This is a genomic window from Sphingomonas leidyi, from assembly GCF_011761945.1.
GTDB classification, from domain to species: domain Bacteria; phylum Pseudomonadota; class Alphaproteobacteria; order Sphingomonadales; family Sphingomonadaceae; genus Sphingomonas; species Sphingomonas leidyi.
Map to the genome: position 1 here is coordinate 605,471 of NZ_JAASQV010000002.1, position 12,557 is coordinate 618,027.

Here is a 12,557-nt window from a genome sequence, read left to right on the forward strand (position 1 = left end):
CCGGCAAGGGTCAGGGTTCGCGGACGGTCCGGCGATAGTCGATGCGGATCATCACCCATTCGCCGACCATCAGCTTCTTGCCCACCCGCGGGGCGCGGACGAGGAACTGGAACGCAGCCTGGCGAACCGATCCGGCGAAGCCCGTGCCGCGCGTCTCTTCCAGCTCATAGCAATCGTCGACCCGGTTGCGCGCCACGGTGCGGCAGGCGACCAGGCCATAGCCGGGGAAGCGCGCGCGATTCTCGTTGACATAGGGATTGAGCTCCGCGTTGGTCGGCTCGCGCACCCATTCGGCGACATAGAGCGTCTCGCCGTTCCGGCCCTTGCGGCCGGCGGTCGGCGTGTCGCCCGCCCCGCCCCCGCCGCCCGAATCGGCGGTTTCGCTCTCCGCGCCATCCGCCGTGGAGGCGTGGCTGGGCACCTTGGCGATGTCGCCCTGCTGATAATCGTTGCGGCTCAGCTTGAGGAAGGTCGGCGGCCCCACCGGCACCGGCGTCTCGATCGGCACGGGCACCGGCGGCGGCGGCTGGGTCTGGGCCTGGGCACGCTGGGCCTTCGCGGCCTTCTTCTGCTGCTGCCTTTCGGCCGGCTTCTTGTCGGGGCTGTCCTCGCCCTTCGACGCCTCGATCCCGAACACGGTGGTGCGCCCGCCATCCTTGCGGCCCGGCACCGGTGGCACGAAGAAGAGCAGGAGCAGCACCAGCAACAGCTCGATGACAAGCGCGAGCAGCAACGCGGCGCTCCGCCTGCGGAGCAGTCCCGAATCGGCGAAGGGACGGGAGGGCCACCGCATCACGCCTTCGCCCCAACCATTGCGCCACGGCGGCAGCGCGACCGAAACATGGCAGCATCGCGCCGCATGTTACGACATGTTGCGGCGGTGGCGGAAAAGCGGATCAGGCCGCTTCGTCGGTCGCGTCGAGGCCATAGGCGGTATGGAGGATGCGCACCGCCAGCTCGGTCTCGTCCTCGTTGATCAGGACGCTGACCTTGATCTCCGACGTGGTGATCGCCTGGATGTTGATTCCGCGCTCGCCAAGCGTCTTGAACATGGTCGCGGCCACGCCCGCATGGCTGCGCATGCCGACACCCACCACCGAGATCTTGGCGACGCGGGTGTCCTGCAGCAGATCGGTGAAGCCGATCGAGCCCTTGGCCTGGTTGAGCGCTTCGATCGAGCGCGCCAGATCGGCCGCCGGCACGGTGAAGGTCACGTCGGTCGCGCTTGCCGAACCCGTGCTCTGGTGCGCGATGTTCTGGATGATCATGTCGACGTTGATGTTGGCCTCGGCCAGCGGATTGAAGATCGTCGCCACCGCGCCGGGCTTGTCCGGCACCGCGGTGAGGGTGATCTTCGCTTCGTTCTTGTCGTGCGCGATGCCGGTGATGAGCTGGCTTTCCACGTCCTGAATCTCCTCTTCGCCCACGATCATCGTTCCGGGCAGCGTGTCCGCCATCGGCGCATCGTCGCCGGTGAACGACGACAGCACCTGCACGCGGACCTGTTCCTTCATCGCCAGGCCCACCGAGCGCGTCTGGAGCACCTTGGCCCCGACGCTGGCGAGCTCCAGCATCTCCTCGTATGTCACCTTCTTGAGCTTGCGGGCCCGGGGGACGATGCGCGGATCGGTGGTGTAGACACCGTCCACGTCGGTATAGATGTCGCAGCGATCGGCCTTCACCGCCGCCGCCACCGCCACCGCCGAAGTGTCCGACCCGCCGCGCCCGAGCGTGGTGACGCGGTTGCTTCCGTCATTGGCGATGCCCTGGAAGCCGGGGATCACCGCGACCTCGCCGCGCGACCAGCCCGCTTCGAGTCCGGCGGAATCGATCGAGCGGATGCGCGCCTTGGCATGCGCGGCATCGGTGTGGATCGCCACTTGCGAACCGAGCCAGGAACGCGCGGGCACGCCGATCGCCTGGAGCGCGACCGCGAGCAGGCCGGAAGTGATCTGCTCGCCGCTCGACACGACCACGTCATATTCGCGCGGATCGTAGAGCGAGCTCGCCTCGCGGCAGAAATTGACCAGCCGGTCCGTCTCGCCGGCCATGGCCGAGACGACCACCGCCACCTGGTTGCCGGCTTCCCATTCGCGTTTGACCCGCGCCGCGACGCTCCGGATGCGCTCGATGCCAGCCATCGAAGTGCCGCCGAACTTCATCACGATACGCGCCATGGAAAAGAGCCTGTCTGCTTTGCGGGCCTGGGTCCCTGCTCTCGCGGGGATGACGATGATGGGGCGCCCTGATAGGAGCGGCGCATGGCAAGCGCAACCAAAGCTACGATTGACCCGCGTGAAGCTGAGCATTTCGGCAAGCTCGCCGCGGACTGGTGGAATCCGAAGGGCTCCTCGGCGATGCTGCACCGGCTCAATCCGGCGCGGCTGGGCTATGTCCGCGCCGCGGTCGATGCGCATTGGGGCGGCGATTCCACCCGCTTCACGCCGCTGGCGGGCAAGGCCGCGATCGATGTCGGCTGCGGCGCCGGCCTGCTCGCCGAGCCGCTCGCCCGACTGGGCGCGGCGGTGACCGGAATCGACGCCGCGCCGGAGAATATCGGCGCCGCCCGCGCGCACGCCGCCGCCACGGGGCTCGCCATCGAATATGTCGCCGGCGGGATCGAGGACCTGCCCGGACGGACCTTCGACCTCGTCACTTCGATGGAAGTGATCGAGCACGTCACCGATCCGGCGGCGTTCGTCGCCGCGCTGGCGGGCGCGCTGGCCGAGGGCGGGCTGATGATCCTCTCCACCCCCAACCGCACGCTCGCCTCGCACCTGGCGATGATCACCCTGGCCGAGGGCATGGGCGCGATCCCGCCGGGGACGCACGACTGGCGCAAGTTCCTCCGCCCCGAGGAGCTGGAGGAACTGCTGACCGCCGCCGGGCTGAAGGTGATCGACCGCACCGGCCTGGGCTTCTCGCCGGCGCGCGGCTTCGTGACCGGCACCGGCGAGGCGCTGAACTATCTGGTCACGGTGGTACGCGCCTAGCCCTTGTCCGACGCCAGCACATGGGCGACCACGGCATTGGCATGCCCATGGCCCATGCCGTGCTCGTCCTTCAGCATGGCGACCAGTTCCATGTGCTTCGCCGGCAGCGCCTTGCGCACCAGTGCCTGCCATTCGCCGATGGGCCGCCCATATTTCTTCTCGATGGACGGGAAATAGGAAGCCGGTCCTTTGATGGGTTCGTCAGCCACGCGTTCGCTCTCCGGATATCTATCGTCGGGACGAACTGGCCCATGCATGGCCGCGACGCAACCGCGGCCTTCCCTTCCGCACGCGGCTCAGGGCTTCTGGCCGAAGTCCAGCACCGCCATCGCGCCGATGTCGAGCGTCTGCCTGGCGGTGTTGATGTGCAGCGCCGCGGCCAGCTCGCCCTTGGCATAGTCGCGATCGGCATGGCCGGCGACCTTGTAGAGCTTCCACTCGGGCCCGACCGTGACGCCCTCGCCGAACAGCCTGGTATAGGGTGCCGCGGCAAGCTGGAGCTGGGCCGAGGCGATCGTCGCGGTGGCGGCGCCTTCGGCCGGCTTCGCCACCCGCGCGTAGAAGGCGATGAGCAGCTTGTCGCCCTTCTTCGCTCCCGCCTGGAGCGGCGCGTTCACTCCGACGCTCCAGACATTGCCGCCCCCTGGCGTCTCGATCCGGATCGCCTTGCCGAACTGGACCTTGGCATCCTTGATCGACGCCGGCTTGGCCCCGCCCGGCAGGCCATAGACCTGGAAGCTGTCCGGATCGGCGTTGTTGAGTATTTCGGGCTCCGCCGCCGGCGCCGCGTCCTGCGCGGCGAGCGGTGCGGATGCGAGCCCCGCCGGAATCGACAAGGCCATGGCGACGAGCGCCAGTCGCTTGGTCATATTTGCCTCCCCTCGTTATTTTGCGGCGAGGCTATGCCTGTGTCCGGAACGTTTCAACGAAAATGTTAACGCTACCGATCAGAAGAGCCGGCCGCCATCGGGCACCGGCATGGAGGGATGAAACAGCACCACCTTGCCGGTCGCGTCGGGAAAGCCGAGCGTCAGCACCTCGGACATGAACTTGCCGATCTGGCGCGGCGGGAAGTTGACCACTGCGGCAACCTGGCGCCCGGGCAGTTCCTCCAGCGCGTAATGCTCGGTGATCTGCGCCGAGGAGCGCTTGCGGCCGATCGTGGGGCCGAAATCGATGAGCAGCTTGTAGGCCGGCTTGCGCGCTTCCGGAAAAGGCAGCGCCTCGACGATCGTGCCGACGCGGATGTCGACGGCAAGGAACTGGTCGAAGCCGATCGTCTCGGCGGCGGGGGCGGCGGGATCATGGGACAGGTGCATGCCGCCCCTCTGCCATCGCCGCGCCGCCAGGACCAGCGCTAGCGGCTCGCCCCGTCATAGCGCTGCACGTTGAGGGCATCGAGGTCGATCCCGTCGGCGCAGCGCAGGTTGATCTCCACCATCGGTCCGTTCGGCCCCTGCCCCTCGGCAAAGGGCGCGACGCCGCAGTTCCGGCAGAAGTGATGATCGATGACGTGATGGTTGAAGCGATAGGTCGCCACCGCCTCGCGCGGGGTGTGAAGGGTGAACCGCTCCGGCGTGGTGAAGTGGTGGAGCGGCGCCTTGCGGCGGCAGATCGAGCAATTGCACTGCATCGCCTGGCCGGGCGGATCCTCCGCGACCGTATAGGCGATCGCGCCGCAATGGCAGCTTCCGGTGAACGGCATCGGCTCTCCTCCTCTTGCCATGGACAATGTGCAGGCTGGCCCATTGCCATTGTTCTTATTTTGTTCCAATCTGCCGTCATGCAATCGGGCTTCGGATTCTGCGGGCACGACGACATCCAGCGCTGGCAGCGCGCGCTGGAGCCTATCCGCGCTTCGGCCGGACCGCTACCCCGGCGCTCGCCGATCGGGGCGCTGGTCAAGTCGATGATCAGCGGGCGGACCAGGGACGCGGTGTCGCTGGCCGCCTATGACCGGCTCGTCGCCGCGTTCGCCACGCCGGCGCGCGTGCTCGCCGCGGGGCCGGGGGAAGTGCTGCGCTGCATCGGCGCGGTCACCCATGCCGAGGACAAGGCGCGCTATGTGACTCGCGCGCTCGGGCGGATCGTGGCGGAGCGCCGGGGGTTCGACCTCGGCTTTCTCGGCGACCTGCCGCTCGACGACGCGCTGGCCTGGCTGGAGCGGCTGCCGGGGGTCGGCCGCAAGGTCGCCGCCGCCACGCTCAATGCCAGCACGCTCGACCGCCCGGTGCTGATCGTCGACAGCCATGTGCTGCGCGTGCTCCAGCGCACCGGTTTCGTCCGCCGCGGCGCCGAGGGCCGCGCCGCCAGCGAGGCCGTGACCCGGGCGATGCCCGAATGGCAGGGCCGCGACTTTCTCGACTTCCATATCGGCACCAAGAAGCTCGGCCAGACGCTGTGCCGGTTCGATGCCGCCGACTGCGCGCATTGTCCGTTGCGGACCGATTGCCGCGCGCGGAGCGATTGACAGGACCGCACGGCTTTCGGACAGGAGGCCATGGCCGAGGTGAAACTCCATCCGAGCTGGCTCGAACCGCTGCAGGGCGAGTTCGCCGATCCGTACATGGCGGCGCTGCGCCAGTTCCTCGTCGCCGAAAAGGCGGCGGGCAAGCGCATCTTCCCGGCGGGCAGCGAATGGTTCCGCGCGCTCGACCTGACGCCGCTCGGGGACGTTCGCGTCGTCATCCTCGGCCAGGATCCCTATCATGGCGAGGGCCAGGCGCACGGGCTGTGCTTCTCGGTGCGGCCGGGCGTGCGCACTCCGCCCAGCCTGGTCAACATCTACAAGGAGATGGAGGCCGATCTGGGCATCGCGCCGGCGCGGCACGGCTTCCTCGAACATTGGGCGAATCAGGGAGTGCTCCTCCTCAACGCGGTGCTCACCGTGCAGATGGGCATGGCCGCATCGCATCAGGGGCGCGGCTGGGAGCGGTTCACCGATGCGGTGATCCGCCTCGTCAACGCCCGGGCCGAGCCGGTGGTCTTCCTGCTCTGGGGCAGCCATGCCCAGAAAAAGGCCGCGTTCGTCGATTCGATCGATCGCGGCGGCCGCCATCTGGTGCTCAAGGCGCCGCATCCGTCCCCCCTTTCCGCCCATTCGGGCTTTTTCGGCGGCCGGCACTTTTCGAAGGCCAATGAATTCCTGAAGAGCCGGGGCATGAAACCGATCGACTGGGCATTGCCGCCGCTTCGGGACTGAATTTCGCACATACGACCGGATGACTTGGTCCCGCGCTTGACTTACGCTGATCGCCGAGGAGACTTTGCATGCGTCGTACCCTGACTGCCCTGATCGCGCTTTCCCTTTCCGCCTGTAGCGGCGGGGGCGGCGGATCGGTCTCGGGCGGCGGCGGATCGACCGGCAGCGTGACTCCGACGCCGACCACGCCCACGCCGACTGCCGCGGGCTGCACGCTGCGCGAGCGCCAGGACTGGGCCGCCGCGCAGCTCAACGAATGGTATCTCTTCCCCGAGACGCTGCCCGCCAGCCTCGACCCCACGCCCTATGCCAGCGTCGGCGCCTATGTCGACGCGCTCACCGCCACTGCGCGGGCCCAGGGGCGCGACCGCTATTTCACCTACGTCACCTCGATCGCCGAGGAGAATGCCTATTATAATTCGGGCTCGAGCGCGGGCTTCGGCTTCCGCCTCTATCTCGACGGCAACCGGCTCTACTCCGCCGAGACGTTCGAGGGCACCAGCGCGCTCACCGCCGGGATCGACCGCGGCACCGAGATCCAGGCGATCGGCACCAGCGCCGCCAACCTGCGCAACGTGAGCGACATCCTCGCCGGCGGCGGCACCGCCGCGCTGACCGACGCGCTCGGCCCCAACACCGCCGGCACCAGCCGCACCATGCGCGTGAACGACGCCGCCGGCGGCACCCGCGTGGTGACCATCGCGAAGACCGACTATGCGCTCGCTCCGGTCTCCTCGCGCTATGGCGCCAAGATCATCGACGATGGCGGCCACCGCGTCGGCTATGTCAACCTGCGCACCTTCATCAACACCGCCGATTCGCCGCTGCGCGCGGCCTTCGCCCAGTTCCGCGCCGCCGGCGTGACCGAAGTGATCGTCGATGTGCGCTACAATGGCGGCGGGCTCGTCTCGATCGCCGAACTGATGGGCAACCTGATGGGCGCGAACCGGGCGACTTCGGACGTGTTCGACTATATGACCTTCCGTCCGAGCAAGTCGGCGGAGAACAGCACCGCCTATTTCGCTCCCCAGACCCAGTCGATCGCGCCGACCCGGGTCGCCTTTATCGGCACGTCCAGCACCGCATCGGCCAGCGAGCTCATCGTCGCCGGCATGCTGCCCTATCTCGGCACCAACCTCGCGCTGGTCGGCACCAACACCTATGGCAAGCCGGTGGGCCAGATCGCCATCGACAAGACCGCCTGCGACGACCGGTTCCGCATCATCGCCTTCGCCCTGCAGAATCGCGATCACCAGGGCGCCTATTTCACCGGGCTTGCCGGTACGGTGCGGGCAAGCTGCCGCGCATCGGACGACATCGCCTATCCCATGGGCGATCCGCGCGAAGCGTCGACTCGCGCCGCACTCGACTTCATCCAGGGCAAGAGCTGCACCCCGATCAGCGCCGTGACCGCCACCGCCGCCGCGAGGAGCGCCACCGAGACGGGCAGCGCGGCGGCTCATGAACTGCTCGCGCCTGCCCAGCCGAGCGTGCCGCAGCGCGACGTGCCGGGCATGTTCTGATCCGTTTTTGCGGCACGCGGCATAGGCGCGGGGCCCCGGGGTTGCTATCTTCCCCTCCCGACGATGGAGGAAGCAATGAAGTCGCTGTTCGGCCGCCTGTTCGGCAAGCGCGCCGCGCCGCACCCGGAGGCCGCGCTGGCACCCCCGGCAACGCCGCTGGCCGAGAAGACCGAATGGGTGCGCGACCAGATCCGCCGCGACGTGGCGAGCGGCTTCTATGACGAGGACGCGATCCTGACCAACGCGTCCGACGCCTTTGCCGACGACCTGTCTCCCGACGAACTGCGCCCGCTTGCGCAGAAGCTGCTTCGCCAGGCGCTGGCCGAGCAGCGCGCCGTCGAGCGGCTCTGGCCCGACGAGACCGATTGCGACCGGCTCGACGCCGCCTTCGCCGCGCTGGAGGAGAGCGGCGTGATCGCCCGCCAGAACTTCAGCTGCTGCGGCAATTGCGGCGCGACCGAGATCTGGGACGAGGTGCGCGCGGCAGAGGATGCCGGGGGGCCGGCACGCGGCTATGCCTTCTATCATATGCAGGACACCGAAAGCGCCGTGGACGGCGGCGGGCTGTATCTCAACTATGGTGCCTGCGACGAGGGCGAGGATGCGGCGCTGGCGGTCGCGCGCGTGATCGTCGCCGAGCTCGAGGCGCATGGACTGGAGACTCGCTGGGACGGCAGCTGGGACCAGCGCATCGGCGTGGCGCTCGACTGGAAGCGCCGCCGGGGCATCTGAGCGGCCGATCCGGCACAGGCGCCATCCGGTTGGCGCCGGGGCACCCACCGGGATCGCGGGATTGTTAGACCTGGGGCGGCGGAAGCGCCCTTTGGGTTCGCCTGGCGCGCACGATCGGCGGAATCGCGAGCAGGATCGCCGCGACTATCCCCCCGGCCGCGAGCAGCCCGAGCGGGGTGGCGCGCGCCTCCGCCTCCATCACGAAGCGATCGCCGACGCGGAGCGTGGTGCGGGCGGTCTGCGGCGCGAGCAGGGGGTGCGATTCATTGTCCATGCGCGGGGCTCCTTTCGGACGGGCACGCTAGCATCGATGGACCGCCGCCGTCTTCAGCGTGGGGCGAATGCGATCAGGTCCCAGCGATTGCCGTAGAGATCCTCGAACACCGCGACCTTGCCATAGGGCTGCTCGGCCGGCGGCCGGACGAAGCGAACCCCGGCCGCGGCGAAGGCGGCATGGTCGCGCTCGAAATCGTCGGTGGCGAGGAACAGGAAGACCCGGCCCGCGGCCTGGTTGCCGATCGCGGCCTCCTGTTCCGGCGAGGCGGCGCGAGCGAGCAGGATGGTGGTGGCCCCTTCCGGCGCGCCGGGCGGGCGGATCGTGACCCAGCGCTTGTCCTGCTCGGGCTGGTAGCTGTCCTCGACCAGCGTGAAGCCCAGCGTGCCGACATAGAAGGCAAGCGCCTCGTCATAGTCGCGGACGATGAGGGCGATATGCGCGAGTTGGGACACCTTGCCTCCGGATCATATCAGGTGGCGGCCGGTTGAGCGCACCCGCCGAAAAGGCTGTTACCCAAAATGGACTATTCTTCCAGGGTATTTGATTGCCTGAACCCGAATACGGTGATTATCTGTCGCCTCCATGCGTCGAGTCGTTGACGAATTGCAGCGAAACTCCGCGTGATAACTCGGGTCCGCCAATAATATTCTTCGACAGTTCGCGGGTCGCATGACGCAAATTCTTCTACTGGGGAGAATCGATCATGCTACGCATTGAAGTGGATATGTTCTCGGGCCGGCCCAATCCGGTCTGGATGATCACGGAGGAAGAGGCAGCCAGGAAGCTGCTCGGTGCCGCCCGTGAAATGCGCGCGGCGGTGACCAAGACCGGCGCGGGATATAACGGGCTCGGCTTCCGCGAGGTTCGCGTCGAGAATATCCTCGACGACGTCCGGGCGCCGCGCGGGCTCCCGCAGAAATTCGCGGTGGGGCCGACGGGAAAGGAGAATCTCGATGCCGCGGGCGAGCTTGCGCGCCTGCTCATCGAGACCATGCCGCTCCGCTCCGAGGTCCGACTGGTCGAGCACGCCGTGACGCCGCTCGACGAGAAGCTGCGCGAGACTGCGCTGGAATGGATGCAGGTGACGGCGCGCCTGATGCGGAAACCGCCGGGACCTCCGCCCCCGCCCCCGCCTCCGAGCAACCCGCTCATCACCACCATTCCCGACAGCAAGTGCAGCCAGTGCCAATATGAGGTCAGCCAGTATAATCCCGCCTTCTGGAACAATCCGGCGACCCAGCCCTACAATAACTGCTACAATTACGCGCGGAACTGGCGCACCAACACCTTTGCCCAGCCGGGCCGGGCGCATGGCGCGGGAACGTCCATCATGGCCTGCAACACGGTGACGGCGGCTGCGATGGCGGATGGCCTCAAGAAGCGGTGCAACTGTCTGCCGCAAAGCGAGTATCCCCGCCGCCTGATGGCGCTGGTGATCGCGCCGGGCTATGACTATCACTGGTATCGCCATCAGCGCGGCGGCTTCTGGGGTCACAAGCCAGGCAGCACGGCAGCACGCAACTATGACAGCAACGGCGTGCTGATCACCGATCCGCAGACCTGCGCGCGAGGGCCGTACACCAATTTCTGCGACTTCTTCTACGCAGGCAAATCGGTGGTGATCAACTGAACCAGGTGATGCGCGTCGAGCTCGATGTCTTCAGTGGCCGGCCCAATCCGGTCTGGCAGCTCGACGCGCAAGCCGCCGCGGCGCTGGTCGCGCTGCACGATGTCCTTGCAGCAGGCACGGCCTGGGAAGCGCCCCCGGCGCTCGGCTATCGCGGATTCCTCTATACGATCCGGTCGGATGGCTGCCGCGCCTATCACGGCGCGGTGCGGACGGCGCAGACGATCCTTGCCGACCCCGGTTACAGCATCGAGCGCTTCCTCATCGCCCGGCTGCCGCACGACTGGATCGGCCTGGTGCCCATGATCGAAGGCATGTTGCGGCCGCGGGAATGACGGGGGATATGCGCGCCCGATCCAGGTCGGGGCCGCATATTCGTTTCCGCCATCCCCGTGCAGGCGGGGATGGTGCCGGAAAATCAGAGACTTGTCCGGGTTCTCAACCTAATGTTTCACCGCGACGATCTTGATCTCCGTCAGCCCCTTGTCGGGCAGCAGGCGGTCGACGTCGATCGCGGTCCAGGCGGGATAGGGCGCATGGACATAGCGATGCTTGACTCGCTTCATCGCCGCGATCTGGGGCAGGATGTCGGTATGGAAGCTGGTGATGTCCACCACATCGTCCCAGCTCGCTCCGGCACGCTTCAACGTCGCCTCGATCCTGCGGAACGCGCGGTCGAACGCGGCATCGAGATCGGTCTCGCCCGGCGCGAGCCCCACGACCACGCCCGAAAGATAGATGGTGTTGCCGGCCACCACCGCCTCGGCATAGCCCCAATCCTCCTGCGCGGCCCTGGCGCCGGAATTCTCCGGCATGATCACGGTCATCGCGCTGCGCTGGGCCTGCGCGGCGGCAGGCACGCAGGCCAGCACCGTCGCGACCAGCCCCATGGCGCGGCGCCCTCCCCCCCGCTTCGCCGCGCCGCCGATGTTTCGCTTCGTGCCCCGTGCCATTGTCTGCCTCCACCCTGTATCGCCGCTGCCTCGCTCTCGCGGCCCGGCCGGGCGGCAGCCTGCACCGGCGCCCGCTCCGACGCCAGCGCGCCGTCGCCGGGGCGGACGATCACCAGATCTCGACCACGGCCTCGAACGGCGCACCACCGCCGCGGCTATGATCGGCACGGAAGCGCAGGCGCACGGGAACGATGCTCTCGCCGCGATATTCGGGCAGGACCTCCAGACTGTCGATCAGGTCCTGTTCGGCGAAGCGGCCGAGCATGCCGATGAAGTGCCGGCGCGCCGCCTCCGCCGCGGGCGAAAGATAGCCGATATCGTCCGGGCCGCCCGGGAAGGGGCGGATCGCAACCAGTTGCCCCTCGCGTACGAGCCGGCGCGCCATCGCATCGGTGGTCACCGCGGAGAAATCCGGGGTGCGCGCGATCCGCTCCTGCGCCACGGCGGCGGGGGCGAGCCCGCCGAAGAGGAGCAATGCTCCAGCCCATCGTTTCCCGCCGCGCGCCATGCCCTCTCCCCGATGCGAATGCCCGGGGGAATAGCGCCCAATGCATCGGGAATGGACGCAGGCTCATCCGTTCCGGAGATGATTCCGCCGGGCGGGGATCGGATCAGGCGCGGGTGAAGTCCATCGTCCAGTTGGCCTCCCAGCTTGCCCCGCCGTCCGGCGACAGGGCCTGCTCCCAGCGCGGGGCATCGCCGTCGGTCCCCAGCCAGAGGAACCGCAGGCGTACGGAGCGGCCGTCCAGCAGGTCGTCCGCGTAGAAGCTGCCCACGCCATGCTCGAACCGGCCGATCACCGGCACGTCGAGCCTGTGGGGGGCGCGGCCGTCGAGCCACCAGATCGCCCAGCTGGCGCTCGCCGGATCATAGGAGCGCAGCGCCACGGCACGATAGCTCCCACCGGGCAGATGGAGCAGATTGTCCTCGACATTGCCGTTGCCGCCGAGCAGCGGGCGCTGCTCGCTAGTGCCGGCGAATTCCTCCCACTCGGAGCAACCCGCCAGCCGTGCCTTGAGCCGGCGATGCCGGACGTTCCAGCGCCCCTGCTGGAAATCGAAATCGCGGCAAGGCTCGACGGGATCGGACATGCATGGCTCCAGCTTGGAAGAGCCCGGAAGTTCCCAATATGTTCCGATCGAGTCAAGGCCCCGCGGCCTATCCCCGAGATAGGTCTCCAGCCTGTTGCGGAGCCAGACGGTCCAAGAGCCACGGATCGGGCGCGAAGGCGGCGGGCGCCATCAGCCCGA

Annotated in this window: 18 protein-coding genes; 7 read left to right on the forward strand and 11 right to left on the reverse strand. The window is 68.0% G+C overall.

The window, feature by feature from the left end; all coding sequences use genetic code 11:
- Positions 1 to 10 precede the first annotated feature (10 nt).
- A complete protein-coding gene (locus FHR20_RS12630) occupies positions 11 to 733 on the reverse strand; it encodes a hypothetical protein (protein ID WP_243857305.1) in 723 nt (240 codons plus the stop codon).
- Between the two features lie 163 nt (positions 734 to 896).
- Complete coding sequence (locus FHR20_RS12635) at positions 897 to 2,177, reverse strand: aspartate kinase (RefSeq protein ID WP_086127871.1); 1,281 nt, start codon at positions 2,175 to 2,177, stop codon at positions 897 to 899.
- Between the two features lie 84 nt (positions 2,178 to 2,261).
- Between FHR20_RS12635 and ubiG the strand changes: the two genes are divergently transcribed.
- Positions 2,262 to 2,993, forward strand: a complete 732-nt coding sequence (gene ubiG, locus FHR20_RS12640) for a bifunctional 2-polyprenyl-6-hydroxyphenol methylase/3-demethylubiquinol 3-O-methyltransferase UbiG (RefSeq protein WP_167299970.1) — start codon at positions 2,262 to 2,264, stop codon at positions 2,991 to 2,993.
- Here ubiG and FHR20_RS12645 read toward each other — a convergent pair.
- From FHR20_RS12645 to FHR20_RS12660, 4 genes are all read right to left on the reverse strand, one after another.
- Entirely contained in the window at positions 2,990 to 3,202 is a 213-nt protein-coding gene (locus FHR20_RS12645) for a DUF4287 domain-containing protein (protein WP_167299971.1), read from the reverse strand. The two genes, ubiG and FHR20_RS12645, sit on opposite strands and share 4 nt — an antisense overlap.
- Before the next feature lie 87 nt (positions 3,203 to 3,289).
- Entirely contained in the window at positions 3,290 to 3,862 is a 573-nt protein-coding gene (locus FHR20_RS12650) for a hypothetical protein (protein WP_167299972.1), read from the reverse strand.
- Positions 3,863 to 3,940: 78 nt separating this feature from the next.
- Entirely contained in the window at positions 3,941 to 4,312 is a 372-nt protein-coding gene (locus FHR20_RS12655; protein ID WP_167299973.1) for a tRNA-binding protein, read from the reverse strand.
- A gap of 38 nt (positions 4,313 to 4,350) precedes the next feature.
- A complete protein-coding gene (locus FHR20_RS12660) occupies positions 4,351 to 4,698 on the reverse strand; it encodes a GFA family protein (RefSeq protein ID WP_167299974.1) in 348 nt (115 codons plus the stop codon).
- Between the two features lie 78 nt (positions 4,699 to 4,776).
- On the opposite strand from FHR20_RS12660, the gene FHR20_RS12665 reads away from it, so the two are divergent.
- From FHR20_RS12665 to FHR20_RS12680, 4 genes are all read left to right on the forward strand, one after another.
- Entirely contained in the window at positions 4,777 to 5,463 is a 687-nt protein-coding gene (locus tag FHR20_RS12665; RefSeq protein ID WP_167299975.1) for an endonuclease III domain-containing protein, read from the forward strand.
- 30 nt (positions 5,464 to 5,493) lie between these two features.
- A complete protein-coding gene (gene ung / locus FHR20_RS12670; RefSeq protein ID WP_167299976.1) occupies positions 5,494 to 6,195 on the forward strand; it encodes a uracil-DNA glycosylase in 702 nt (233 codons plus the stop codon).
- 68 nt (positions 6,196 to 6,263) lie between these two features.
- Positions 6,264 to 7,718, forward strand: a complete 1,455-nt coding sequence (locus FHR20_RS12675; protein ID WP_167299977.1) for a S41 family peptidase — start codon at positions 6,264 to 6,266, stop codon at positions 7,716 to 7,718.
- A 75-nt stretch (positions 7,719 to 7,793) separates the two neighbouring features.
- Positions 7,794 to 8,450: a DUF6891 domain-containing protein gene (locus tag FHR20_RS12680; protein WP_167299978.1), complete on the forward strand. Its 657-nt coding sequence runs from the start codon at positions 7,794 to 7,796 to the stop codon at positions 8,448 to 8,450.
- A gap of 64 nt (positions 8,451 to 8,514) precedes the next feature.
- Here FHR20_RS12680 and FHR20_RS12685 read toward each other — a convergent pair whose 3' ends face one another.
- Both FHR20_RS12685 and FHR20_RS12690 read right to left on the reverse strand, forming a co-directional pair.
- Entirely contained in the window at positions 8,515 to 8,724 is a 210-nt protein-coding gene (locus FHR20_RS12685; RefSeq protein ID WP_167299461.1) for a hypothetical protein, read from the reverse strand.
- Between the two features lie 53 nt (positions 8,725 to 8,777).
- Positions 8,778 to 9,179 (reverse strand): VOC family protein, encoded by a 402-nt coding sequence (locus FHR20_RS12690; RefSeq protein ID WP_167299979.1) that lies wholly within the window; start codon positions 9,177 to 9,179, stop codon positions 8,778 to 8,780.
- A gap of 251 nt (positions 9,180 to 9,430) precedes the next feature.
- Between FHR20_RS12690 and FHR20_RS12695 the strand changes: the two genes are divergently transcribed.
- Positions 9,431 to 10,357: a hypothetical protein gene (locus FHR20_RS12695; protein ID WP_167299980.1), complete on the forward strand. Its 927-nt coding sequence runs from the start codon at positions 9,431 to 9,433 to the stop codon at positions 10,355 to 10,357.
- An 8-nt stretch (positions 10,358 to 10,365) separates the two neighbouring features.
- Positions 10,366 to 10,689: a hypothetical protein gene (locus tag FHR20_RS12700; protein ID WP_167299981.1), complete on the forward strand. Its 324-nt coding sequence runs from the start codon at positions 10,366 to 10,368 to the stop codon at positions 10,687 to 10,689.
- A 108-nt stretch (positions 10,690 to 10,797) separates the two neighbouring features.
- Here FHR20_RS12700 and FHR20_RS12705 read toward each other — a convergent pair whose 3' ends face one another.
- The 3 genes from FHR20_RS12705 to FHR20_RS12715 form a co-directional block, all read right to left on the reverse strand.
- A complete protein-coding gene (locus tag FHR20_RS12705) occupies positions 10,798 to 11,307 on the reverse strand; it encodes a Rid family hydrolase (protein WP_167299982.1) in 510 nt (169 codons plus the stop codon).
- A gap of 109 nt (positions 11,308 to 11,416) precedes the next feature.
- A complete protein-coding gene (locus FHR20_RS12710; RefSeq protein ID WP_167299983.1) occupies positions 11,417 to 11,782 on the reverse strand; it encodes a hypothetical protein in 366 nt (121 codons plus the stop codon).
- A 136-nt stretch (positions 11,783 to 11,918) separates the two neighbouring features.
- The gene (locus tag FHR20_RS12715) at positions 11,919 to 12,398 is read right to left on the reverse strand and encodes a DUF1579 domain-containing protein (protein ID WP_167299984.1); all 480 of its coding nucleotides are present in this window, start codon (positions 12,396 to 12,398) and stop codon (positions 11,919 to 11,921) included.
- Positions 12,399 to 12,557 lie beyond the last annotated feature (159 nt).